At 65.4% G+C, this 24,299-nt stretch carries 27 protein-coding genes; 11 read left to right on the plus strand and 16 right to left on the minus strand.

Annotation, left to right across the window (positions count from 1 at the left end; genetic code table 11):
• Positions 1 to 107: 107 nt before the first annotated feature.
• The 6 genes from argB to dapE all read left to right on the plus strand — a co-directional run bounded on the left by argB (position 108) and on the right by dapE (position 6,205).
• Positions 108 to 995 carry an acetylglutamate kinase gene (gene argB / locus N2603_RS42045; protein WP_018646789.1) on the plus strand — a complete coding sequence of 296 codons (888 nt, stop codon included), beginning with the start codon at positions 108 to 110 and terminating at the stop codon, positions 993 to 995.
• 209 nt (positions 996 to 1,204) lie between these two features.
• Positions 1,205 to 2,191 carry a DUF1036 domain-containing protein gene (locus N2603_RS42050; RefSeq protein WP_311741586.1) on the plus strand — a complete coding sequence of 329 codons (987 nt, stop codon included), beginning with the start codon at positions 1,205 to 1,207 and terminating at the stop codon, positions 2,189 to 2,191.
• A gap of 182 nt (positions 2,192 to 2,373) precedes the next feature.
• A complete protein-coding gene (locus N2603_RS42055) occupies positions 2,374 to 3,066 on the plus strand; it encodes a pyrimidine 5'-nucleotidase (protein ID WP_260386811.1) in 693 nt (230 codons plus the stop codon).
• A gap of 234 nt (positions 3,067 to 3,300) precedes the next feature.
• Positions 3,301 to 4,146 carry a 2,3,4,5-tetrahydropyridine-2,6-dicarboxylate N-succinyltransferase gene (dapD, locus tag N2603_RS42060; protein WP_018646792.1) on the plus strand — a complete coding sequence of 282 codons (846 nt, stop codon included), beginning with the start codon at positions 3,301 to 3,303 and terminating at the stop codon, positions 4,144 to 4,146.
• Between the two features lie 242 nt (positions 4,147 to 4,388).
• Entirely contained in the window at positions 4,389 to 5,042 is a 654-nt protein-coding gene (locus N2603_RS42065) for a DUF805 domain-containing protein (protein ID WP_260386812.1), read from the plus strand.
• Complete coding sequence (gene dapE, locus N2603_RS42070; RefSeq protein ID WP_260386813.1) at positions 5,039 to 6,205, plus strand: succinyl-diaminopimelate desuccinylase; 1,167 nt, start codon at positions 5,039 to 5,041, stop codon at positions 6,203 to 6,205. Before N2603_RS42065 ends, dapE begins: the two co-directional genes overlap by 4 nt.
• 33 nt (positions 6,206 to 6,238) lie before the next feature.
• Here the strand turns inward: dapE and N2603_RS42075 are convergent, their stop codons facing one another.
• The 6 genes from N2603_RS42075 to N2603_RS42100 form a co-directional block, all read right to left on the minus strand.
• Positions 6,239 to 6,895 (minus strand): hypothetical protein, encoded by a 657-nt coding sequence (locus N2603_RS42075; RefSeq protein ID WP_260386814.1) that lies wholly within the window; start codon positions 6,893 to 6,895, stop codon positions 6,239 to 6,241.
• A gap of 118 nt (positions 6,896 to 7,013) precedes the next feature.
• A complete protein-coding gene (locus tag N2603_RS42080; protein WP_018646796.1) occupies positions 7,014 to 7,601 on the minus strand; it encodes a GNAT family N-acetyltransferase in 588 nt (195 codons plus the stop codon).
• 39 nt (positions 7,602 to 7,640) lie between these two features.
• Entirely contained in the window at positions 7,641 to 8,930 is a 1,290-nt protein-coding gene (locus N2603_RS42085; protein ID WP_260386815.1) for a M16 family metallopeptidase, read from the minus strand.
• On the minus strand, positions 8,927 to 10,345 hold the full coding sequence (gene thrC / locus N2603_RS42090; protein WP_026312582.1) for a threonine synthase: 1,419 nt from the start codon (positions 10,343 to 10,345) through the stop codon (positions 8,927 to 8,929). Before thrC ends, N2603_RS42085 begins: the two co-directional genes overlap by 4 nt.
• A 236-nt stretch (positions 10,346 to 10,581) precedes the next feature.
• A complete protein-coding gene (locus N2603_RS42095) occupies positions 10,582 to 10,809 on the minus strand; it encodes a hypothetical protein (protein ID WP_260386816.1) in 228 nt (75 codons plus the stop codon).
• An 83-nt stretch (positions 10,810 to 10,892) separates the two neighbouring features.
• Entirely contained in the window at positions 10,893 to 11,537 is a 645-nt protein-coding gene (locus N2603_RS42100) for a response regulator transcription factor (RefSeq protein WP_018644984.1), read from the minus strand.
• 86 nt (positions 11,538 to 11,623) lie between these two features.
• Between N2603_RS42100 and N2603_RS42105 the strand changes: the two genes are divergently transcribed.
• Positions 11,624 to 12,958 carry a histidine kinase gene (locus N2603_RS42105; RefSeq protein WP_260386817.1) on the plus strand — a complete coding sequence of 445 codons (1,335 nt, stop codon included), beginning with the start codon at positions 11,624 to 11,626 and terminating at the stop codon, positions 12,956 to 12,958.
• Positions 12,959 to 12,965: 7 nt separating this feature from the next.
• Here N2603_RS42105 and N2603_RS42110 read toward each other — a convergent pair whose 3' ends face one another.
• The 9 genes from N2603_RS42110 to coxB form a co-directional block, all read right to left on the minus strand.
• On the minus strand, positions 12,966 to 13,334 hold the full coding sequence (locus tag N2603_RS42110) for a nuclear transport factor 2 family protein (RefSeq protein WP_260386818.1): 369 nt from the start codon (positions 13,332 to 13,334) through the stop codon (positions 12,966 to 12,968).
• Positions 13,335 to 13,453: 119 nt separating this feature from the next.
• Positions 13,454 to 14,206: an SURF1 family protein gene (locus N2603_RS42115; protein ID WP_260386819.1), complete on the minus strand. Its 753-nt coding sequence runs from the start codon at positions 14,204 to 14,206 to the stop codon at positions 13,454 to 13,456.
• A complete protein-coding gene (locus N2603_RS42120) occupies positions 14,203 to 14,604 on the minus strand; it encodes a DUF983 domain-containing protein (RefSeq protein ID WP_260386820.1) in 402 nt (133 codons plus the stop codon). The genes N2603_RS42115 and N2603_RS42120 overlap by 4 nt, the downstream gene beginning before the upstream one ends.
• A 97-nt stretch (positions 14,605 to 14,701) precedes the next feature.
• A complete protein-coding gene (locus N2603_RS42125) occupies positions 14,702 to 15,598 on the minus strand; it encodes a cytochrome c oxidase subunit 3 (protein WP_018644979.1) in 897 nt (298 codons plus the stop codon).
• A gap of 78 nt (positions 15,599 to 15,676) precedes the next feature.
• Positions 15,677 to 16,321: a cytochrome c oxidase assembly protein gene (locus N2603_RS42130; protein ID WP_260386821.1), complete on the minus strand. Its 645-nt coding sequence runs from the start codon at positions 16,319 to 16,321 to the stop codon at positions 15,677 to 15,679.
• A gap of 5 nt (positions 16,322 to 16,326) precedes the next feature.
• Entirely contained in the window at positions 16,327 to 16,491 is a 165-nt protein-coding gene (locus N2603_RS42135; RefSeq protein WP_018644977.1) for a hypothetical protein, read from the minus strand.
• 7 nt (positions 16,492 to 16,498) lie between these two features.
• Positions 16,499 to 17,443, minus strand: a complete 945-nt coding sequence (locus N2603_RS42140; RefSeq protein WP_260386822.1) for a heme o synthase — start codon at positions 17,441 to 17,443, stop codon at positions 16,499 to 16,501.
• A 61-nt stretch (positions 17,444 to 17,504) separates the two neighbouring features.
• Positions 17,505 to 19,133: a cytochrome c oxidase subunit I gene (gene ctaD / locus N2603_RS42145; RefSeq protein WP_018644975.1), complete on the minus strand. Its 1,629-nt coding sequence runs from the start codon at positions 19,131 to 19,133 to the stop codon at positions 17,505 to 17,507.
• A gap of 89 nt (positions 19,134 to 19,222) precedes the next feature.
• The gene (gene coxB, locus N2603_RS42150) at positions 19,223 to 20,062 is read right to left on the minus strand and encodes a cytochrome c oxidase subunit II (RefSeq protein ID WP_260386823.1); all 840 of its coding nucleotides are present in this window, start codon (positions 20,060 to 20,062) and stop codon (positions 19,223 to 19,225) included.
• Between the two features lie 447 nt (positions 20,063 to 20,509).
• On the opposite strand from coxB, the gene N2603_RS42155 reads away from it, so the two are divergent.
• Positions 20,510 to 21,055, plus strand: a complete 546-nt coding sequence (locus tag N2603_RS42155) for an invasion associated locus B family protein (protein WP_260386824.1) — start codon at positions 20,510 to 20,512, stop codon at positions 21,053 to 21,055.
• Between the two features lie 41 nt (positions 21,056 to 21,096).
• Here N2603_RS42155 and N2603_RS42160 read toward each other — a convergent pair whose 3' ends face one another.
• The gene (locus N2603_RS42160; RefSeq protein ID WP_260386825.1) at positions 21,097 to 21,393 is read right to left on the minus strand and encodes a hypothetical protein; all 297 of its coding nucleotides are present in this window, start codon (positions 21,391 to 21,393) and stop codon (positions 21,097 to 21,099) included.
• An 89-nt stretch (positions 21,394 to 21,482) separates the two neighbouring features.
• Here N2603_RS42160 and tldD point away from each other — a divergent pair, with 89 nt between their 5' ends.
• The 3 genes from tldD to N2603_RS42175 are packed head-to-tail and all read left to right on the plus strand — an operon-like array spanning position 21,483 to position 24,262.
• A complete protein-coding gene (gene tldD, locus N2603_RS42165; protein WP_145831882.1) occupies positions 21,483 to 22,910 on the plus strand; it encodes a metalloprotease TldD in 1,428 nt (475 codons plus the stop codon).
• Positions 22,907 to 23,683: a signal peptidase I gene (lepB, locus tag N2603_RS42170; protein WP_260386826.1), complete on the plus strand. Its 777-nt coding sequence runs from the start codon at positions 22,907 to 22,909 to the stop codon at positions 23,681 to 23,683. Before tldD ends, lepB begins: the two co-directional genes overlap by 4 nt.
• A 12-nt stretch (positions 23,684 to 23,695) precedes the next feature.
• Positions 23,696 to 24,262, plus strand: a complete 567-nt coding sequence (locus tag N2603_RS42175) for a nucleotidyltransferase family protein (RefSeq protein ID WP_260386827.1) — start codon at positions 23,696 to 23,698, stop codon at positions 24,260 to 24,262.
• Positions 24,263 to 24,299: the final 37 nt, after the last annotated feature.

The raw sequence follows: 24,299 nt of genomic DNA on the forward strand, positions 1-24,299 counted from the left end.
GGCCGCACCGCGTCCGGGACGCGAGAGCGGCATGGCAGTCACGCTTTGCGCCCTGCCCGCCAATCGGATAGAACGCGCACCGACAGTCCCGCCAGCGAGACCTTGACATGACCGACATCTCCCCGCTCGACCAGGCCCGCATCCTGTCCGAAGCGCTCCCGCACATGCAGCAATATGACGAGGAAACCATCGTCATCAAATATGGCGGCCATGCCATGGGCGACGAGGAGACCGCGAAGAATTTTGCCCGCGACATCGTCCTGCTCGAGCAGACCGCCATCAACCCGGTGGTGGTGCATGGCGGCGGGCCGCAGATCGCGACCATGCTCAAGCGCCTCGGCATCGTCTCGGAATTCGCAGCTGGCCTGCGCATCACCGACGCCGCGACCATCGAGGTCGTCGAGATGGTGCTGGCCGGCTCCGTCAACAAGCAGATCGTCGGCTACATCAACGACGCCGGCGGCAAGGCCGTCGGCCTCTGCGGTAAGGACGGCAACATGGTGAAGGCGTCGAAGACGACGCGCACCATGGTCGATCCGGATTCGCATATCGAGAAAGTGGTTGATCTCGGCTTCGTCGGCGACCCCGAGAAGGTCGACCTCACTTTGCTCAACCAGCTGATCGGCTACGAGCTGATCCCGGTGCTGGCACCGCTTGCCACGTCGCATGACGGCCAGACGCTGAACGTCAATGGCGACACCTTTGCCGGCGCCATCGCCGGCGCGCTGAAGGCCAAGCGCCTGCTGCTGCTCACCGACGTCCCCGGCGTGCTCGACAAGTCCAAGAAGCTCATTCCCGATCTGTCGGTGAAGGACGCGCGAAAGCTGATCGCCGACGGCACCATCTCCGGCGGCATGATCCCGAAGGTCGAGACCTGCATCTACGCGCTCGAACAGGGCGTCGAGGGCGTCGTCATCATCGACGGCAAGATGCAGCACGCGGTGCTGCTCGAGCTGTTCACAAACCAGGGCACGGGGACGCTGATCCACAAGTGAGGGACGAGCGGACGAGGGACGGCGCCATGGCTGGACTGGCCCCGGGCATTCACAGCTCTCGCCTTGGACAGTCATTCCGGAGCACCCGAAGGGCGAATTACGGTGCGCAATTGCGCACCGGAGAATCTCGAGATTCCGGGTCTGGTCCTTCGGACCATCCCGGAATGACGGGGGTAAGACCCCGCCGCTCGCCCCTCACGCGCCTCCTGATGACGCTGCCGGCGGCGGTCGTCTCGTTCTTCTTCTCCTCCGCCCCCGCCTTCGCCGACCTCAAGATCTGCAACCGCATGTCCTATGTCGTCGAAGCCGCGATCGGCATCGACGACAAGGCGGCGACCGCGACGCGCGGCTGGTTCAGGATCGATCCCGCCACCTGCCGCGTGGTGGTGCAGGGCACGCTCACCGCAGACCGCATCCTGCTCAACGCCCGCGCGCTCGGCATCTATGGCGCCTCCCCGATCCCGCAGAACGGCAGGGACATGCTGTGCGTGGCGCAGGACAATTTCGTCATCGCCGCCGCGCGGCAATGCCGCAGCGGCCAGACGCAGGTCCCCTTCACGCAGGTGACGCCGACGCAAGGCGACGACGGCAATCTCGTCACCTATCTCGCGGAGGATTCCGAATATGACGACGAGCAGGCAAGGCTCGCCGGCATCCAGCGGCTGCTGGTGATCATCGGTTACGACGTCGGCGCCATCGACGGCGTCGACGGGCCGAAGACGCAAGCCGCGCTGGCTGCGTTCCTGAAGAGCCGCGGGCTGTCCTCCGACACGGTGTCGTCGCAAAATTTCTTCAAGACCATGGTCGATGCGACGCAGACGCCGTCGGCAAGCGGCCTCACCTGGTGCAACGACACGCCGCACAAGGTGATGGCGGCGATCGCCACCGACGACGGCAAGTCCGTGACCAGCCGCGGCTGGTACCGCATCGATCCCGGCAAGTGCCTGCACCCCGACGTGAGCGGCCAGCCGAAGCAGATCTTCAGCTTCGCCGAAGCGGTCGATGCCGACAACCGCGCGATCAAGCAGAAGGACAGGCCGCTGAACTGGGGCGGCGACAAGCAGCTCTGCACGCGCGAGACCAAGTTCGAGACCGTAGAGCAGACCGATTGCGCCGCGCGCGGTTTTGCGGCGGCGGGCTTTGGCGCGGTGGACATGTCGAGTGGCGGCAGGACGCTGCGGTTTGCGGTGCCGTGATTTTTGATGATGTGATCGGAATGTGCACGCTACAAACTCCGCCGTCGTCCCGGCGAAGGCCGGGACCCATAACCACAGGATCCGGTTATGGCGCGAGCTAGTAGTTATCCAGTCTTCGCCAAACTGCTCCCTGTGGGTATGGGTCCCGGCCTTCGCCGGGACGACGCGTTGAGAGATTTGAGATGAACCAACCCCGCACCTTCTCCCACGTCGACACCTGGGTGTTCGACCTCGACAACACGCTGTATCCGCATCACGTCAATCTGTGGCAGCAGGTCGATGCCAGAATCGGCGAGTTCGTGTGCAACTGGCTGAACGTCAGCCCTGCGGAAGCGCGCAATATCCAGAAGGACTATTACCGCCGCTTCGGCACCACCATGCGCGGCATGATGACCCTGCATGGCGTCCGCGCCGACGACTACCTCGCTTACGTCCACAAGATCGACCACTCGCCGCTGGAGCCGAATCCTGCACTCGGCGCGGCCATCGCAAAGCTGCCGGGGCGAAAACTGATCCTGACCAACGGCTCGGTCGACCATGTCGATGCGGTGCTGGCGCGGCTCGGCTTCGCCGGCCATTTCGACGGCGTGTTCGACATCATCGCCGCCGAGTTCGAACCGAAGCCGGCGCCGCAGACCTACCGGAAATTCCTCGTGGACCATGCGGTCGATCCGACCCGCGCCGCGATGTTCGAGGACCTCGCCCGCAACCTCACCGTCCCGCACGAGCTCGGCATGACCACCGTGCTGGTGGTGCCTGATGGCACGAAAGAGGTGGTGCGCGAGGACTGGGAGCTGGAGGGCCGCGATGCGGCCCATGTCGACCATGTCACGGACGATCTGGCGGGATTTTTGGCGAAGCTGTCGCCCAAATAACCGCTGTCGTCCCGGGGCGCGAAGCGAGCCCGGGACCCATAACCACAGGACGTGGTTGTAGCGCCGGATTGGTAACTCCGAGTCTTTGCCAAACACCTGCCTGTGGCTATGGGTCCCGGGCTCGCGCTTCGCGCGCCCCGGGACGACGGCGGAGTATGCCTTGACTCCGCCCCTCCAAATCCCGAAAAAGCGCCTCAATCCCATCAAAATTCCCGATCTGAAGAGGAAATCCCGATGTCCCTGTCCGCCCTCGAATCCACCATCAACAGCGCCTTCGACGCCCGTGACGGCATCTCGACCTCGACCAAGGGCGAGGTGCGCGAGGCCGTGGACCAGGCGCTGGAGACCCTGGACAAGGGCGAGGCGCGCGTTGCCGAGCGCGGCGCGGACGGCAAGTGGAAGGTCAATCAGTGGCTGAAGAAGGCCGTGCTGCTGTCGTTCCGCCTCAACGACATGGACGTCATTGGTGGCGGTCCCGGCAAGGCGAGCTGGTGGGACAAGGTGCCCTCGAAGTTCGAGGGCTGGGGCCCGAACCGTTTTCGCGATGCCGGTTTTCGCGCGGTGCCGGGCGCCGTCGTCCGCCGCTCGGCCTTCATCGCCAAGAACGTCGTGCTGATGCCGTCCTTCGTCAATCTCGGCGCCTATGTCGATGAGAGCACCATGGTCGACACCTGGGCCACCGTCGGCTCCTGCGCGCAGATCGGCAAGCGCGTGCACATCTCCGGCGGCGCCGGCATCGGCGGCGTGCTCGAACCGCTGCAGGCCGAGCCCGTGATCATCGAGGACGACTGCTTCATCGGCGCGCGCTCGGAAGTCGCCGAAGGCGTGATCGTGCGCAAGGGCGCGGTGCTGGCGATGGGCGTGTTCCTGGGCGCCTCGACCAAGATCGTCGACCGCGAGACCGGCGAGGTCTTCATGGGTGAAGTACCCGAGTATTCGGTGGTGGTGCCCGGCGCGCTGCCCGGCAAGCCGATGAAGAACGGCCAGATCGGCCCGAGCACGGCTTGCGCCGTCATCGTCAAGCGCGTCGACGAGCGCACGCGGTCGAAGACCAGCATCAACGAGCTGCTGCGGGATTGAGTTCGCGCCGCGAACCCAAATCTATCCCCGTCACCCTGAGGTGGCCGCCTCGTCGGCGGCCCTCGAAGGGCGACGGCCCGGCTAGTCGCTACATCCCGGCCGTACATCCTTCGAGGCTCCGCCTACGGTGCTCTGCACCGTAGGCCTCGCACCTCAGGATGACGGGTCTGGTAGAGATCGAACCCACCCTCCTGCCATCGCGACCAATTTCCGGGCGGCGCCTCCCGCCCGGAGCCTTTCGCATGGACTGGACCTGGTACCTGTTCCGCTTCGACGGCCGCATCAACCGCGCGCTGCTGTGGCAGGCGCTGCTGATCGTCGCGCTGCTGGCGGGCGTGCTGGAGATCGCCGGTCAAGTCATCGGGATCCTCGCAGGGACCAGATCCACCCTGAAGCTCGGCATCGAGCTCGATTTCGACTTCGGTCTCGACGGCCTCTTCACGCTGGTCGATCCCCGCGCCTCCCACCCGCTGGCATCCGCCGATCTCGCGACCGCGATCCTCAAGACATCCGGCATGGCGCTGTTCTTCTGGATCTATCTCGCGACGGCGATCAAGCGGCTGCACGACCGCGACAGGAGCGGCTGGTGGATCGTTCCGTTCTTCTTCCTGCCCGGCCTGTTCGGCCAGTTCGCGGACCTGCTGCCCAAGTCAAGCTGGATGCTTCCGCTCAGCCTGCCCTTCTCCATCCTATGGGTGTGGGGCCTCGTGGAAATGTTCTGCCGCCCCGGCACCTCGGGCCACAACCGCTTCGGCCCCGATCCGCTTCTTGAGATCGAGGACAGTTCGTCATCCTCCGCGCCCCCTGCGAAAAGCTGGGACCAGAGCCACGAGATCGAAATTGTCCCGCCCAGTGCTAGCCCACCCGGCGGCATGCATGTTAAGCGGGGCGCATGACCGATGCTCTCTCGATTGCCCGCGATCTCATCCGCTGCCCTTCGGTAACCCCGGCCGACGCCGGTGCGCTGGGGGTGCTCGAAAAAGCCCTCGGCGCCGCCGGCTTCACCTGTCACCGCGTGACCTTCAGCGAGGAAGGCACCGCCGACGTCGACAATCTCTACGCGCGCATCGGCACCGAGGGCCCGCACATCACCTTTGCCGGCCATACCGACGTGGTGCCGCCGGGCGATGAGAGCGCCTGGAGCGTCGGCGCGTTCTCCGGCGAGGTGAAGAACGGCGTGCTGCATGGCCGCGGCGCAGTCGACATGAAGGGCGGCATCGCCTGCTCGGTCGCCGCGGTGCTGGAGCATCTCGCCGCGAATGACGGCAAGCCGCGCGCAGACGGTGCGGGCTCGATCTCGTTCCTGATCACCGGCGACGAGGAAGACGTCTCCATCAACGGCACCATCAAGCTGCTCAAATGGGCTGCCGAGCTCGGCGAGAAATTCGACCATTGCGTGCTGGGCGAGCCCTCCAATGTCGAGACGCTCGGCGACACCATCAAGGTCGGCCGCCGCGGCTCGCAGTCCGGCACGCTGTATGTCGATGGCGTGCAGGGCCATGTCGCCTATCCGCACCGCGCGGCCAACCCGGTGCCCGATATTTCGCGGCTGATCGTGGCGATCTCCGACGAGCCGCTCGACCATGGCAGCGCCCAGTTCCAGGCCTCCAATCTCGAATTCACTTCAGTGGACGTCGGCAACAAGGCCTCCAACGTCATCCCCGGCGAGGCCCGCGCAAAATTCAACATCCGCTACAACGACAACCACACCCAGGCGAGCCTGCGCGAGCTGGTCGAGGCGCGTCTCGCCAAGGCTTGCGGCAACCGCATCAAAGCCCGCATCGTCTGGGAGCCGTCGAACTCGAATGTGTTCGTGACCAAGCCCGGCCCCTTCACCGACCTCGCGGTGTCCGCGATCGAGGAGGTGACGGGACGCAGGCCCGAGCTGTCGACCTCGGGCGGCACGTCGGACGCGCGCTTCATCTCGAGCTATTGCCCGGTGATCGAATTCGGCCTGGTCGGCCAGACCATGCACCAGGTCGACGAGCGCGTGCCCGTCACGGATCTGGAGAAGCTGACGAAGGTATATCGCGGGATCCTGACACGGTATTTCGCGTAAGCCACGCGCGCCTTACAGAGCCGAATTCGCCGCCTACTTCTTCTTGCGCGCCTTCGGCTCGGGCGAGAGCGCCTGCGGGTCGAAGCCGACGTAGAAGATGTAGGAATCGGCGGTCGCAGCCGACGGCACCGGATAGACCAGATCCTCGATGACCATGGTGAAGGGCACGCTGCCGCCCTCCGACATCTCGACCGTGGTCCGGTAGGCCTTGGAGGCGATCACCTTCTCGCCGACGCCGCCCTGCACCACGGCGACGCGCAGGGGAACCTCGACCGTGGCAGGCGCACCGGCAGGACCGGCGATGACGCGCCCCTGGATGCCGATCCGGGCCGTGATGTCCCCGCCGCTGCGGATGCATTCACGCGCCATCTTGGTGATCGTGGCCTGGAAACGCACCTCATTGCCGGTGGCTGGCTTGCCGCCGGCGCCGACCGCGTAGGTGGAGGCTCCGGCGCGCACCGTGACCTGCGGGCAATCGACGTCGTCGTCGGCCGCGGGCTGGCCGGGCGCGGGCGCCGGCTTGGGCTGGGCGGGCTGCTCGTCCGACTTGCCGCCGAACAGGCTCTTGAAGCGGTCGCTCAGCGACTGGGCCGCCACCGGCGAGACTGAGGCGAGCACAACCGACAACGCCAGCGCGACCGCCGTCCCCCGCCGCAACGTAGTCCGCGAAGACCGAAGCTCCTTCACCATCGACGCCCATACTCCATGACAATGTTCCGGCCGATCGGCCGGCCTTGCGGGTTATATCGCCAAAATCGGCGAACCCAAGGCAGCAAAAAGGGGATTTGCGCCGCACGAATCGGGCGGCTCAGCCGCGGAAATCCTCGTGCAGCAGGCCGAACAGCAGGTGGTCCTGCCAGACCCCGTTGATGCAGAGATAGCGGCGTGCAAGGCCCTCGCGGGAGAAGCCGCATTTCTCCAGCACCCGGATCGACGGCGCGTTGGTGGGGATGCAGGCGGCCTCGACCCGGTGCAGATTGAGCTCGCCGAACAGCGTCGGCAGCAGCACCCGCAGCGCGGCCGTCATGTAGCCGCGATGAGCATGGGGCTGGCCGATCCAATAGCCGATGGTACCGGCCTGCACGATGCCGCGCCGGACATTGGCGAGCGTGATGCCGCCGACCATGGCGCCGTCGAGCTCACGGAAGATCAGGAAGGGGTAGGAACGGTCCGCGACGATGTCCTCGGAATAGCGCCGCAGACGGCGCCGAAAGCCGGAGCGGGTCAGATCGTCCGACGGCCAGATCGGCTCCCAGGGCGTGAGATAGTCGCGGCTGGTCTCGCGCAGGTGAGCCCATTGCAGGAAATCCGACATCTGCGGCGCGCGCAGCAACAGACCGTTGCCGCGCGGAGCGAGGGCGGCGGGTCCACTGGATGGCAGGCGAAAGAGGGCCATGGTGATGCTTCCCGGGGCGGGTGCTCCCTCGCGCGGCTCCTAATGCAGCCGCGCCTTGGCACGTGCCCGGGTCAATCCTTCCGCAAAAGACACCGCCGTGTCCAGACCCCTGCCGCTGCCCAATGCGACAACTGCAGGGCGGCTGCGCGAAAGCAGCGCACGCGCCGCGTCCCGGGTCGATTCGACGCTGACGGCGTCGATCCGGGCCACCAGTTCCTGCACCGTCTGCGGCCGGCCATAAGCGAGCACGTGCCGGGCGAGCTGCTCGGCGCGGGACGAGCAGCTCTCCAGCGCCATCAGCAGCCCTGCCTTCATCTGCGCCTTGGCGCGCGCGATCTCGGCCTCGGTCAGCGTCTCCACGGACTCGTTCATGATGTCGACCACGACCTCCATCATCTCCGGCGCGTCGGCCGGATCGGTACCAGTGTAGAGGCCGAAGAAGCCGGTGTCGCTATAGGGCGCGTGGAACGAATAGATCGAGTAGCAGAGGCCACGCTTCTCGCGCACCTCCTGGAACAGCCGCGACGACATTCCGCCGCCGAGGACGTTGGTGAAAACTTGAAGCGAAAATAGCGACAAATCGTTCTGCGGCACGCCCTCCAGCGCCAGCGTCAGATGCGCCTGCTCGAGCTCGCGATGCACCACCTTGGCGCCGCCCTTGCCGAACTGGGCGGGTTGCGGCTTCGGGCCCGGCGTCGCCTCGAAGCTCGCAAAGCGCTGCTCGACCTCGGCGACCACCTGGGCGTGATCGACCGCGCCGGCGGCGGCCACCACCATGTCGGGGCCGCGATAATGCGTCGACAGATAGCCGCGCAGCATGTCGCGGTTGAAGCTGCGCAGCGTCTTCGCGGTGCCGAGCAGCGAGCGGCCCATCGGCTGGTCGGGATAGCAGAGCTCGTTGAGATGCTCGAACACGACGTCGTCGGGCGTGTCCTGCGCGGCGCCGATCTCCTGCACGATGACGTTCTTCTCGCGCTCCAGCTCGTCCGGCTCGAAGGCGGGATTGGCCAGGATGTCGGCGAGCACGTCGAGCGCGAGCGGCACGTCGGCCTTCAGCACCCGCGCATAATAGGACGTGGTCTCGGTCGAGGTGCCGGCATTGAGGTCGCCGCCGACCGCCTCGATCTCCTCGACGATCTCGCGCGAGGAGCGCTTCGTCGTGCCCTTGAACGCCATGTGTTCCAAGAGATGCGAGATGCCGTGCTCGTTCGGCTTCTCGTCGCGTCCGCCGACGCCGGCCCAGACACCGAGCGCGGCAGTCTCGAGATGAGGCATCTTGTCGGTGACGACGGTGAGGCCGGACGCAAGCTTGGAAATCTCGACGCTCATCCGGCAACTCCCTGCTTTGCGGCGCGGCTGACCGACAGCACGAACCGCTCAACCTCGGACTGATCGTTCTTCATCACCTTCATGTGTTCGGATTTGGTCATGAGACCATCGAGCCAGGCCGGCAGTTGCGGCCGCTGGCCGCAGGCGGCTTCGACCGCATCGGGGAATTTGGCCGGATGGGCGGTGGAGAGCACGATGCTCGGCACCCTGGTGTCGGTGGTGTCGCGGTCGGCGACGGCGAGCGCCACCGCGGTATGGGGGTCGACCAGCTCGCCCGCCTCGCGCCAGGCGGCGCGGATCGCGGCCGCGGTCTCGGTCTCGTCGGCGCGTCCGGCGTCGAACTCCTCGCGGATCGCGGCCAGCGTTGCGTCAGGCAGCACGAAGCGCCCGGACTGCTTCAGCGAATCCATCAGACGGCGCACGCCGGCGGCATCGCGCCGGCCGGCCTCGAACAGCAGCCGCTCGAAATTCGAGGAGATCTGGATGTCCATCGACGGCGACGCCGTGGCGTGCACCTCGCGCACCTCGTAGATGCCGGTCTTCAGCGTGCGCGCCAGGATGTCGTTGACGTTGGCGGCGATGCGCAGGGTGCGCACCGGCAGGCCCATGCGCTTGGCGACGTAGCCGGCGAAGATGTCGCCGAAATTGCCGGTCGGCACCACGAAATCCACCGCGCGCGCCGGCGCACCGACGGCGACGGCCGAGGTGAAGTAGTAGACCACCTGGGCGACGATGCGGGCCCAGTTGATGGAGTTGACGCCGGAGAGCGAGGTCGCATCGCGGAAGCGATGGTTGTTGAACATGCCCTTCACGAGCGCCTGGCAATCGTCGAAGGTGCCTTCAATGGCGAGCGCATGGACGTTGGCCGCGCCCGTCGTCGTCATCATCCGCTGCTGCACCTCGGAGATGCGCTTGTGCGGGAACAGCACGATGAGGTCGACATTCTCGAGGCCCGCGAAGGCTTCGACCGCAGCGCCGCCGGTGTCGCCGGAGGTGGCGACCACGATGGTGGTGCGCTGACCGCGCTTTTCGAGCACATGGTCCATCAGCCGCGAGATCAGCTGCATCGCCACGTCCTTGAAGGCCAGCGTCGGGCCGTGGAACAGCTCCAGCACGAACTGGTGCGGCGACATCTGGCGCAGCGGCACCACGGCGGGATGGCGGAAGGTGGCATAGGCCTCGTTCGCCATGCGGCCGAGCTCGGCATCGGAGATCTCGCCGCCGGCGAAGGGACGGATCACGTCGACCGCGACCTCCCAATAGGGGCGGCCGAAGAAGCCGGCGATCGTCTCGGCCGGGAGCTGAGGCCACGTTGCCGGGACATACAGGCCGCCATCACGGGCAAGCCCGGTCAGCATCACGTCGCAGAAGCCGAGTTCAGGGGCCTCGCCCCGGGTCGAGATATAACGAGTCAAACTGCCCTCCAAAGGCCGGCCGAGCCTGAGCCAGATCCGTAAGCCTTTGATTTTACGAAATTACTTGTCAACAGCCAGAGGCTTCGGGCCACCATAAAGTGTTTTGCGGCATCGGGAAACCGCTTCCCGCCTGGGCCATTCAAACGAAGAGGGCTGCGGCGATGCCGCAGCCCTCTCTTGGAAGGTCTGTCGTTGATATGTGCAGACCGGTTTGGCTCGTCCGGGGCGCCTGCCCGCTAAAACTGTTGGCGCAAGCTTTCGTCGCCTGTCACGAAATCGTCAAGGGCAAAACCGCGCATGTCGGCAAATGTTCCTATTTCTCCCGGTGCACGCGAATGCCGCTGCCCCAGATACGAGCAGATCAAGAAATGCCTTTTGCCGGGTTTTCCTGAAATTCCGATCAAGGCCGGAACGAACGCCGCTTCGGCCCATTGTGTCGGCGGATGGCGTCCGCTGCCGGCCATGCATTGCCCGGCCGGCGAAGGCGCCGATCCGTCGGCCGAACCGGCGCATCCTGGAGCAGCCGGTTCGGTCGCTGGCGGCAGGGTCAGCCCATCCCGATTTCCACGGCGATCCGGATCAGGTCGGAATGGTTCTTGGCGCCAAGCTTCTGCTTGAGCAGCGAGGTGGTGTTGGCGACGGTCTTGTAGGAGATGCCGAGCGCCTCGGCGACCTCGACGATCTTGTCGCCGCGACCGAGCAGGCGGAGGATCTCCAGCTCCCGCGGCGTCATCTGAGAGGCCGGATTGGCCTTGATCGCGGCACCCGAGAATGTCACGGCTTCCGCGAGCTGCGGCGAGATGAAATTGTCGCCCGCCACCACCTTTCGCACCGCTTTCAGCAGGATCCGGGGATCGTCGCCCTTGGAGACATAGCCCTGGGCGCCAAGCTCGACCGCCCGCACCACGAAGGCCGGATCGTCGTTCATGCTGAACATGATGATCTTGGCCTCGGGATCGTCCTTGCGTATGCGTCGCATAAGCTCGAAGCCGGAGACATCGGGCAGGCTGATGTCGATCACGGTGACGTCGGGCCGCTTGCTGACATAGGCACGGTGACCGGATTTGGCGTCGCTGGCCTCTTCGATCCGGATCGATTGGTCGGAGGCAAACAGGGTGCGGCAGCCGGACAGCACCACGGGGTGGTCGTCGACAATGAGGATCCGGGTCGCCGGCTTGGCAATATCTTGCATCGCGCGCTCTCTTGTTTTGCGACTCATAGACCGGCGGGAACAAATGGAAAGAGCAAATCACGCCGATGCGCGTTAGAATTGACCTAATGTGGCAACGACTTTCCTTCAGGACGCAACTGTTTCTTCCGCTCGGCGCAGGTTTTCTCGCGGCGCTGGTCCTGGGCGGCATATTGCTGCAGGTATTTGCAACCGGTCAACTGGCCGACGAGAACGAGCCGGCTCGACGTTCGACCAGAACGATCGCCACCGCGCTCAACAACGCCCTGCGCGCCTCGGACGATCCGCAGAAGACGCTTCAGGCCTTTGTCCAATCCCTGGACATCTCCTCCGATATCCAATTCCGCGCAGTGGAGGCGGGTCCCATTCCCATCGTGAAGGACGGCCTGCGCAACCTCCAGGCTGTTCCACAGTGGTTTCTCAACCTCTTGACCATGCCGGACCTCGACGCTGCATCGCCGGTCGTCATTGACGGCAGGCATGTCGGCGACATCGTGTTCGTGCCGGACCTGTCGGCCGACCTGTTCGAGAAGTGGGTCGGCTTCCTCGCGCTGACCAGCCTTATCGTCGTGCTGATGGTGCTCACCGGCACCATCGCCTATCTCTTCGCGGGATCGGTGGTGCGCCCGCTGCAACATCTCGGCGAAGGACTGACACGCATACGGCGCGGCGACTACGCGACGCCGATCCCGGTCGGAGGCCCGCCGGAGATCCGGCGCAGCTGCGAGGCGGCGAACGCCCTGTCCGAAACGCTCGCACAGTTGAGCCAGGACAATCGCGACCTGTTGCACCGTCTGGTGTCACTCCAGGACGACGAGCGGCGCGATCTCGCCCGCGAGCTGCACGACGAGCTCGGCCCGCTGCTGTTCAGCATCCGCGCCGGCACGATCTCGCTGATCGAGGCCTCCCCACCGGCAGGAAATCTCGGCAATTCGGCGGAGGAGGTGCTGCAATCGGTCGAGGCGCTGCAGCAGACCAACCGCCGCATCCTCGACCGGCTGCGCCCGCTCTACATCGAGGAATTGGGGCTGGAGACGAGCGTGCAGACGCTGCTTCGGAACTTTCGCAAGCAGGCACCGCATATCGGCCTGACGGCCGCGATTGATCCCAGCCTCAACGCGATCGACGGAACGCTGGCCCAGACCGTCTATCGCGTGATCCAGGAGGCGCTGACCAACGTGCTGCGCCATGCCGGAGCGAGCAATGCCGATGTGCAGGCGGCTATCCTGGGCGAGGCGCTCGTCATCGAGGTCTCCGACGACGGCGGCGGATTTCCCGAGGGCAATTTGTTCGGCCGCGGCCTGACCGGCATGCATGAGCGCGTGCGCGCGCTCAGCGGGTCGCTGTCATTGTTGCGCGCGGACGACCGCACCTATGTACGCTGCCACCTGCCCGCAGAGAAGGCGCGAGACGCGCCCGTGTGACGCCAAATCAGCACGCGCAGCCGTCATGCGCGTTCTGCCGCGATGGCGTGCACAGCGTGCTGTAGATCTTGCCTTCGGGGCTGAAACGAAACGAGGCGTGAATACGCAGTGCGCCGGCGACGGAATATTCGAGATCGACGCCATTCGGCGCCGGCTCGATCTCCTCCAGCCCGAAACCCGCCGCCAGGTAGGCGCTGAGCCGCGACCCCCAGTAGCTTTCGAGCTCGCGCCGGCCGCGATGATAATGCTGCGTGCCGTTGCACGTGCACTCGACCTCCGCATCATCCGCATAGAGGTCGAGCAACATCGCAAGGTCGCCGCTCCTGCAGGCATCCACCCAGTCGACGACAATTCCCATCTGATCGAAATCGCTCACGCCGCATTCCCTGTCTGCCGCGACAAACTCGAACGCGGCTTAGGATCACACTCGTGAATCCACACCGAATAATAAACCCCGGACGATTCCGGGTTCCGTCCGGGAACCTACGGGCATCGTTAACTTTCGCGCCGCGCTCTCACCCAAACGCCGAACGCGATCAGTACCGCTCCTGCGAGCGTGAACCAGGTGACGGCGTATTGCAGGTGATCGTCCTTCAGATGCACGTCGAGCGGCCCTGGACGCGGAATGCCGTTCTCGGGCGCCGGCTGCTCCAGGTCGACGTAGATCGGTGCCACCGCTCCCCAGCCGAGCGCGCTTGCGATCGCGAGATGATCGCGCACGAACCAGAGCCGCTTGTCGCGGTTCTCCGCCGGCGTCATCCAGCCTGGAGCCTCGGGGAAGCGGAGATAGCCGGTGAGCGCGACCGCCTGCCCGGTGACGAGCTTCTTCACCGCACGGTCCTCGACGCTGCGGTCCTGCATCGTGTTCTCGATGAAGCCCGCATCGATCACGACCATCTCGCCGGTCGCAAGCCGCGCCGGCAGGAAGGCCCAGGTGCCGGGACCCGAAGCGTCCTTGCGGACGGCCGAGCCGGACGAATAGACCATCGCGTCAGGCAGCGGAGCATAGGTCGCGGTGAAGCTGACACGGCGGAATTCATCGCGGGCGGGATTCAGCGCCGCCCATTGTGCAGCCGGCGGCAGCGCAACGGGGGCCGCCGCCAGACGCTCGGTGAGCGCCGCGATCAGCTCGTGCTTGGCGGTCCGCCGCTGCAATTGCCAGATGCCGAGCGCGACGAAGGAAGCGGTCAGGACCAGCGTGAACAGCGCGAAGCCGGCCACGCGAGGCTTGCGCGCAGTCTCTCTCATTTCGCGCGGTCGATCAGCCGGCCCGGCGCCGCCTTGTGGTGGAATTGCAGCGCGATCAGCAGCGACTTCATGGAGCGGAGCGGCAGCAGCGTGGTGGCGAGGATCAGCGGCAGCCAGAGCACCGCATGCAGCCAGAACGGCGGCTGGTACTTGACCTCGACGACGAGCGCGCAGCCGACCACGATGGCGCCGGCCAGCATGATGATGAAGATCGCCGGTCCGTCACCGGAATCGATGAAGGCATAGTCGAGACCGCAGCGGTCGCAAGCGGGGGCGAGGGTCAGGAAGCCCGCATAGAGCTTGCCCTGGCCGCAGCGCGGACATTTGCAGGCAAGCCCGCGCATCGCGCTTTGCATGACGGTGGTTTGGGGCTCGGATGGACCGGCGGTATCGTTCATGATGGCGTACTTTATCACATTTCCCGCGGAATCTTGCGGCGGCCGGAAAGCGAAAGGGCGGCCCTGCGGCCGCCCTTTCCAATCAATCCATCACAGCTCAGTGCGCGCCGTGAGCCATGGCCTCGGCACCGTGACCCCACACATAGATGCAGAGGAACAGGAACAGCCAGACCACGTCGACGAAGTGCCAGTACCAGGCGGCGAACTCGAAACCGAGATGCTGCTTCGGCGTGAAGTGGCCGGCATAGGCGCGCGCAAGACACACGATCAGGAAGATGGTGCCGACCAGCACGTGGAAGCCGTGGAAGCCGGTCGCCATGAAGAAGGTCGCGCCATAGACGTTGCCGGCGAAGGAGAACGCCGCGTGGCTGTACTCATAGGCCTGCACGCAGGTGAAGAGCGCGCCGAGCACGACGGTGAGGATCAGGCCGTACTTCAGGCCCTGGCGATCGTTCTCGAGCAGCGCGTGGTGGGCCCAGGTCACGGTGGTGCCCGACGTCAGCAGGATCAGCGTGTTGAGGAGCGGCAGGTGCCAGGGATCGAAGGTCTCGATGCCCTTCGGCGGCCAGGTGCCGGGCACCGCGCAGGCGCCGGCCTGGGTGCCGAGGCCGCAGCCGAACACCGCATCGCGGGTGGCGTGGACGGCATCGGCCGGAAACAGCGCCGCGTTGAAATAGGCCCAGAACCAAGCCACGAAGAACATCACCTCGGAGGCGATGAACAGGATCATGCCGTAGCGGTGATGCAGCTGCACGACGCGGGTGTGGTCGCCCTTGTACTGGGCTTCCTTGATCACGTCGCCCCACCAGCTCGCCATGGTGTAGAGCACGCCGACGGTGCCGACGCCGAACACGATCGGGGCGGCTGCGAACATGTGATGCATCCAGGCGATCGCGCCGACCGCCATGATGAAGGCCGAGAGCGAGCCGACCGCCGGCCACGGAGAGGGATCGACGAGGTGATAGTCGTGATGCTTGCCTTGCGCCGTAGCCATTTCCGTCTCTCTCCTCAATCCCGTGCCTATCAGGCACTTATCCCCTTGTTTCCAACCTGCCGGGCGTGAGCCCGGCGGTCAGAGATTTCCCTTGCGTTTGTCGGCTTCGCCCGATGCCAGCGGCTTCACCACCGGATCCTTCACCGGATAGAACGTGTAGGACAGCGTGATCGTGCCAAGCCCGTCGTTCTCGTGATCGTCGGCGATCGACGGATCGACGTAGAACACGACCGGCATCTCGCGCTTCTCGCCCGGCGCCATGGTCTGCTCGGTGAAGCAGAAGCAGTTGATCTTCTGGAAGTAGGAGCCGACCGTCAGCGGCGCGACGTTGTAGGCGGCTTGCCCTGCGGTGGTGCGCGCGGCCTGGTTGGTCACCGTGTAGAAAACGGTCACGACCTGGCCGATATTGACCTCGATCTCGTTCTGCTCAGGCTCGAACTTCCAGGGCAGGCCGGGCGCGACGTTGGAATCGAAGCGCACCGCGATCTTCCGTGCGATCGGCCCGGTGGCCGGTGCGGAGGTCGCGACTTGCGTCGTGCCGTTGAAGCCGGTGGCGCGGCAGAACCAGTTGTAGAACGGCACCGCCGCGTAGGAGGCGCCGACCATCAACGCGACCACGCCGCCACAGATCGAGGCGACCAGCGCGTCGCGGCCAAGACCACCGAACCGGCCTTTGGTGGCCGTCCGGCTCTGATCCCGCGATATGGTCGGCTCGTGATCCATGTTTCCTACATCGGCCGGACTAGCACTGCCGGTCCCTTGACCATGGTGACGGCGAAGAACAGCACCACGAGCACGCCGAGCGCCAGAGCAATGGCAATGGAGCGCTGACGACGGCTCTTCTTCTGCGCCTCGGTGAGGACGATTCCATCTGGCTCGGGTTTGTCAGCCATTCCTGCCTCATGCGCCCCCAACCATCGGAGCAAGCGCCCGATACACGACCTCGGCCAGCAAGGTCGCAAACAGCGCGAACAGATACAGGATCGAGAAAGCGAACAGTTTTCGGGTCGCGCGCAGCGACTGGCTGCGCTCGCGGCGCATATAGACGTTGATGGCGAGCACCAGCATGCCGGCGCCGAGGATCAGCGAGACCACGCCATAGACGGCGTCGAAATAGCCGAGCGCCCAGGGCGCGGCGGCAACCGCGATCAGCACGATGGTGTAGAGCAGGATCTGCAGACGCGTCGCGTCGGGGCCGGCGACGTTGGGCAGCATCGGGATGCCGGCGCGCGCATAATCGTCGGAGCGGAACAGCGCCAGCGCCCAGAAATGCGGCGGGGTCCAGAAGAAGATGATGGCGAACAGCAGCAGCGGCTCGACGTCGACCGTGCCCGTGACCGCGGCCCAGGCCACCACCGGCGGCAGCGCACCGGCGGCGCCGCCGATCACGATGTTCTGCGCGGTCCAGCGCTTCAGCCACATCGTATAGATCACGACGTAGAAGAAGATGGTGAAGGCGAGCAGCGCGCCCGCGATCCAGTTGACGAGGATGCCGAGCGTCATCACCGAGAAGAAGGCGAGCGTGATGCCGAAGGCCATCGCCTCGGGACGGGTGATGCGGCCGCGCGGGATCGGCCGGTTCGCCGTACGCGACATCTTGGCGTCGATGTCGCCTTCGAGCGCCATGTTGAGCGCGCCGGAGGCACCGGCGCCGACGGCGATACAGAGCAGCGAGGTGATGGCCAGCACCGGGTGGAAATGCCCGGGCGCCATCGCCATCCCGACCAGCGCGGTGAAGATCACCAGCGACATCACCCGCGGCTTGAGCAGCGCGATGTAGTCGGCAACCTCCGCTTCGGAGATGCGGGGATTGATGTCGACGGCGTTGTGGTCGAGGACGGACACTTAATTCAACTCGCTTCGTTATAGAGCCGCGGCGCCCGTCACGGGCGCCGCGGGAGATCGATCACTGCACGCGGGGCAGCACTTCGAACTGGTGGAAGGGCGGCGGCGAAGGCAGCGTCCACTCCAGCGTGGTCGCACCCGCACCCCACGGATTGTCGCCCGCCGGCACCTTCTTCATGAAGGCGTCGAGCACGCAGTAGAGGAAGATCAGCACGCCGAAGCCGGAGATGTAGGAGCCGACCGACGAGACCAGGTTCCAGCCGGCGAACGCGTCGGGATAGTCAACGTAGCGGCGCGGCATGCCCGACAGGCCGAGGAAGTGCTGCGGGAAGAACACCAGGTTGACGCCGATGAAGGTGACCCAGAAGTGCGCCTTCGCCAGCGTCTCATTGTACATGTAGCCCGACATCTTCGGGAACCAGTAGTACCAGCCGGCAAAGATCCCGAACACGGCGCCGAGCGACAGCACGTAGTGGAAGTGCGCGACGACGTAATAGGTCTCCTGCAGCACGCGGTCGACGCCCGCGTTCGCCAGCACGACGCCGGTGACGCCGCCGACCGTGAACAGGAAGATGAAGCCCACCGCCCAGATCATCGGGGCGCGGAATTCGATCGAGCCGCCCCACATCGTGGCGATCCACGAGAAGATTTTTACGCCGGTCGGAACCGCGATCACCATCGTGGCGGCGACGAAATAGGCCTGCGTCGCCGAGGACATGCCGACCGTGTACATGTGGTGCGCCCACACCACGAAGCCGATGCCGCCGATCGCGACCATGGCGTAGGCCATGCCGAGATAGCCGAACACGGGCTTGCGCGAGAAGGTCGAGACGATCTGGCTGATCATGCCGAAGGCCGGCAGGATCAGGATGTACACCTCGGGGTGACCGAAGAACCAGAACAGGTGCTGGAACAGCACGGGATCGCCGCCGCCGTCGGGCGCGAAGAACGTCGTGCCGAAATTGCGGTCGGTGAGCAGCATGGTGATCGCACCGGCGAGCACCGGCAGCGACAGCAGCAGCAGGAACACCGTCACCAGGATCGACCACACGAACAGCGGCATCTTGTGCAGGGTCATGCCCGGCGCGCGCATGTTGAAGATCGTGGTGATGAAGTTGATGGCGCCGAGGATCGACGAGGCGCCCGCCAAATGCAGCGACAGGATCGCGAAGTCGACGGCCGGGCCCGGATGGCCGGAGCTCGACAGCGGAACGTACATGGTCCAGCCGGCGCCGACGCCGTTGGCACCCGGCTCGCCCTCGACGAAGGTCGACATCAAGAGCAGCGCGAAGGAGGCCGGCAGCAGCCAGAACGAGATGTTGTTCATGCGCGGGAACGCCATGTCGGGCGCGCCGATCATCAGCGGCACGAACCAGTTGCCGAAGCCGCCGATCATCGCGGGCATGACCATGAAGAAGATCATGATCAGGCCGTGCGAGGTCACGAAGACGTTGTAGGTGTGCGTCTCGTGGAAGATCTGCACGCCCGGATACATCAGCTCGGCCCGGATCGCGATCGACATCGCGGCACCGATGATGCCGGCGATGACCGCGAAGATCAGGTACATCGTGCCGATGTCCTTGTGGTTGGTCGAATAGACGTAGCGCCGCCATCCGGTCGGATGGGCGTGCTCGTGGTCATGTCCGTGGTCTTGCGCGTGATCGCCGTGTGCCGCTGCGCTCGTTGCCATTTTCAAATCCTGCCTTGCGTCCCAATCGGACCTTTGGAGGTCCCGCCCTTTTATCTCGCTTTCGGTCCCCTCGAGCCTCGACCCGGCGCTTACTGCGTCGGGCCGGCCGCGGAGGCGTAGGTGCTGGTGCCGCCGCTCGCGAACTTCTTCTTCGCCGTCTCGACCCAGGAGGCGAACTCCTGGTCACTGACCACGCGGATCGCGATCGGCATGAAGGCGTGATCCTTGCCGCAGAGCTCCGAGCATTGGCCGTAGAACATGCCGGTCTTGGCGGCCTTGAACCAGGTCTCGTTCAGCCGGCCCGGGATGGCGTCGATCTTGACGCCGAACGCCGGCAGCGCGAAGGCATGGATGACGTCTGCACCGGTCACCTGAACGCGAATCACCTTGTTGACCGGCACCACCATCTCGTTGTCGACGCCGAGCAGGCGGGGCTGCTTGTCCTGGGCCATCAGCGAGTCGAACTCGAACTTGCCGTTGTCGGGATAGGCGTAGGACCAGTACCACTGCTTGCCGGTCGCCTTGATGGTCAGGTCCGCCTTCGGAATGTCGAGCTCCAGGAACAGCAGGCGGAACGACGGCACCGCGATGCCGACCAGGATCAGCACCGGAACCAGGGTCCACACCACCTCGATCAGCGTGTTGTGGGTGGTCCGCGACGGCACCGGATTGGCCCTCGCGTTGAACTTGATGACCACGATGATCAGCAGCGCCAGGACGAACAGCGTGATCAGCGTGATCAGCACGAACAGGAAGTTGTGGAACCAGACGATGTTGTCCATCACCGGCGAGCCGGACTGCTGGAGCGTCCACTCCCACGGCGCCGGCTGCCCAAGCTCGGCGAATGCCGCGCCGCCCGTCGCCAGCGTCAGGCCAGCAACGGCCAATCCCAGCATATGCCGGCCTACCCGGCCCATCGACATCCTCATGCCGTTCGCGCTCCCCTTACGAAATCACCCCAAGTGCATTCCCCTATTTCCGGGAAACGCTTATTCGATCCGCCCGTCTGACAAACCGCCGCTCAAGAATACCTCTAAGAGGAATTGGGGCCAGATCGCTAGAACGCCGAAATCAAGCCTCTCAAACCATAATTCTTGATCTATCGCAATGCAGTCTTGAGCACCGTCTGGAAGCGATCACCCGCAAGATATTTCCTAGTAAGATCAGACAAAAATACCGTTTCCCGGGATGCCGCGGCTTGACAGCGGAATTGCCCGCTGTAGGCACTTGCGAACGGCCGCACAGGAACCTGATTCGTGCCGGCGGTGGCGGCCTCGGCGGCGCGGAATTTGCTTGGGAATTGCCTTCAAGACGCCGTCATTTCCGTATCAGTCCACCCGCGCAAGCGACCCAAGCGAGCAGAGGGACCGACCCCGATGGGGCTTTCGAGATGCATGGCAAGGCTGGCTAAGAGGCAGGCTAACGGCCTCACGGCTCTGGCAGCCCTGCTGGGTGCGGTCGTTGTCCTGGCACTTCCGGGCCTCGCCCATGCGCAGGGCGCGGTGCGCTCCGTCCATGGCGACTGGCAGATCCGCTGCGACACCCCGCCGGGCGCCCAGACCGAGCAATGCGCCCTGATCCAGAGCGTGGTGGCCGAAGACCGCTCCAATGCCGGCCTGACCGTGATCGTGCTCAAGACCGCCGACCAGAAGAGCCGCCTGATGCGCGTGGTGGCCCCGCTCGGCGTCCTCCTGCCCTCCGGCCTCGGGCTGAAGCTCGACAACCAGGACGTCGGCCGCGCCGGCTTCGTCCGCTGCCTGCCCAATGGCTGCGTCGCCGAGGTGGTCATGGACGACAAGCTGCTCGGTCAGCTCCGCAACGCCAAGACCGCCACCTTCATCATCTTCGAGACCCCGGAAGAAGGCATCGGCTTCCCGCTCAGCCTGAACGGGCTCGGCGAGGGCTATGACAAGCTGCCGTAGGGCTTTCTCGAACACCTTCGGACATCACACTGCCAATCCCGTCATCCTGAGGCGCGAGTTCGGCAGCGCGATAGCGCTGCCGTGCGAGCCTCGAAGGATGAACGGCCGAGCTGCCAGCCGGGCCGTCGCCCTTCGAGGGCCGCTGAAGAAGCGGCCACCTCAGGGTGACGGTGATGGACTGAACTCGCCTGCCCGATCATGTCGAGCACGAAGCTGCGCGTCGCCTCCAGCGGCGGCGCCTCGAGAAAGGCCAGGTAGCGCCGCTCCCGTGCGACGGTGTCGAGCGCGCGATGGAAGCTTTCGACCTGCGCTTCGGATGTGGCAATGATTTCAATCATGTCGTTTCGGTAATGTGACGCACCGCCCCCTCGCCGAACGATCCCGAAGCCATTATCTTGCCCGACATCTCTCCGACAATGGGTGATCGATGACCAACCCCGCCACAACCTCCCTGCTCGACCGTGCCAATCTCGACCGCGACCAGGTTCGCAACGAGGTCGCGCGCGGGCTCGCCGGCGCCGACGACGGCGAATTGTTCCTGGAATACAGCCAGACCGAAGCGCTGATGTTCGACAATGGGCGGCTGAAGCAGGCGACCTACGACACCTCGCAGGGTTTTGGCCTTCGCGCCGTCAAGGACGACGCGGTGGGTTACGCGCATTCCTCCGACGTGTCGCTGCCGGCGCTGATTCGCGCCGCCGACGCGGTCGCCGCCGTGCGCGGCGGCTATTCGGGCAGCTTTGCGGCTCCGCCGGCGCATACCAACGTGCGGCTTTATAGCGACGACAATCCGCTCGATGCGCCCGGCTTCGAGACCAAGGTCAAGCTGCTGGCCGAGATCGACGCCTATTTGCGCGACAAGGATCCGCGGGTGCGGCAGGTCAGCGTCAGCCTTGGCGCGACCTGGCAGGTTGTCGAGATCCTGCGACCCGACGGCGAGAGCTATCGCGACATCCGCCCGCTGGTACGCGTCAACATCTCCGTCGTCGCCGGCCAGGGCGACCGCCAGGAGAGCGGCAGCAAGGGCTATGGCGGCCGCGCCGGTTATGCCGAATTCATCGAGAGCAAGAACTGGCGTGATGCCGCCGACGGCGCGCTGCGCGAAGCCCTCGTCAATCTGGAATCGATTCCGGCGCCCGCCGGCGAGATGGACGTTGTGCTGGGCGCCGGCTGGCCCGGCGTGATGCTGCATGAAGCGGTCGGCCACGGCCTCGAAGGCGACTTCAACCGCAAGAAGACCTCGGCCTTCGCCGGCCTGATGGGCCAGCAGGTCGCGGCCAAGGGCGTCACTGTGGTCGACGACGGCACCATTGCCTCGCGCCGCGGCTCGCTCTCGATCGACGACGAGGGCACGCCGACCAACCGGACTGTGCTGATTGAGGACGGCGTCCTGGTCGGCTACATGCAGGACCGCCAGAACGCGCGCCTCATGAACATGAAGCCGACCGGCAACGGCCGCCGCCAGGGCTACGCCCATGTGCCGATGCCGCGCATGACCAACACCTACATGCTCGCGGGCGACCGCGATCCGGCCGAAATTCTCGCCTCCGTCAAGAACGGCGTGTTCGCCGCGAATTTCGGCGGCGGCCAGGTCGACATCACCTCGGGCAAATACGTGTTCCAGTGCACCGAAGCCTACAAGATCGAGAACGGCAAGATCGGCGCGCCCCTGAAGGGCGCGATGCTGATCGGCAACGGGCCGACCGATTTGCATCGCATCCGCATGATCGGCAACGACCTGGCGCTCGACACCGGCATCGGCACCTGCGGCAAGAACGGCCAGGGCGTGCCTGTCGGCGTCGGCCAGCCGTCGCTTCTGATGGAACGCATCACCGTGGGTGGAACAGGCGCATGAGTGTCGAGAAGGTAACCGTCCCCGCCAAGCGCAAGAGCAGCGGCTGGGGTGGGCAGATCGTTCAGCTCGCCGGCATTGTTGCCGCCGTTTTCATCGCCAAGGGCGCGCTCGCCGAGCCGTTCTACGTGCCGTCGGGCTCGATGGAGCCGACGCTGCTGATCGGCGACGCGCTGCTCGCCTCGAAATTCCCCTATGGCTACGGCACCTCGTCGCTGCCGATCCAGATCAACCTGCCCGAGAGCGGCCGCGTCTTCGCGGAAACGCCGAAGCAGGGCGACGTCGTGGTGTTCCGCTGGCCCGGCGATCGCTCCCAGGCCTGGGTCAAGCGCGTCGTCGGCTTGCCCGGCGACCGCATCCAGATGCGGCAGGGCCAGCTCTTCATCAACGACCGCCCCGCCGAGCTGAAGCCCGACGGCGTTGGCTCAGCCGAGGACGACAATGGCGGCAGCGAGCCGGCCTATCGCTATGTCGAGACCCTGCCGAACGGCGTCTCTCACCTGATCTTCAAGATGCGCGACAACGGCCCGCTCGACAACACGCAGGAGGTGACGGTGCCGCCCGGCCACCTCTTCGTGCTCGGCGACAACCGCGACAACTCCGCCGACAGCCGCGTGCCGCTGCGCTCCGGTGGCGTCGGCCTCCTGCCGATCGACAATCTGATCGGGCGTGCGGATGCCGTGGTCGGCTCCTGGGATCTCGGCATGCGCAGCCAGCCGGTATGGACCTGGCTGTCCGGCTTCAGGCTCGCGCGGTTCTTCACCGCGGTGCATTGACGGAATCGTAGGGTGGGCAAAGGCGAATTTCTCGCTCTCGCCCTGCGCAATCCCAACAACGCAGCGATCATCGACGAACTCCACCGTCTCGCGCTGCCCGATGCATGGCTGGTCTCGGGATGCCTGGTGCAGACCGTATGGAATGTGCTCACCGGCCGCGCCATCGATCACGGCATTGCCGACTACGACGCGTTCTATTTCGACCCTGACACCTCGTGGGAAGCTGAGGATGCGGTGATCCGCAAGCTACATGAGCGGCTGGCGCATCTCGGCGTCAAGGTCGAGATCCGCAACCAGGCGCGCGTGCACCTGTGGTATCCCGGCAAGCACGGCCTGCCCTATCCGCCCCTGAGAAGCTCGACCGAGGGCATCGACCGCTTCCTCACGCAGAACACGCAAGTCGGGGTCAGGCGCGCGGGTGATGGCTATGAGGTCTACGCGCCACACGGCTTCGGCGATGTCGCAGGGCTGATCGCGCGGCCGAATCCAGGACCGAATTTTTCAGCGGCGAATTACGCGGTGAAGGCCGGGCGATGGAAAGCGCTATGGCCGGAGCTCACGGTGATTGCGGCAGAGTGAGATCTCGTAGGGTGGGCAAAGCGAAGCGTGCCCACCA

The organism is Bradyrhizobium huanghuaihaiense (assembly GCF_025200885.1).
GTDB lineage: Bacteria > Pseudomonadota > Alphaproteobacteria > Rhizobiales > Xanthobacteraceae > Bradyrhizobium > Bradyrhizobium huanghuaihaiense.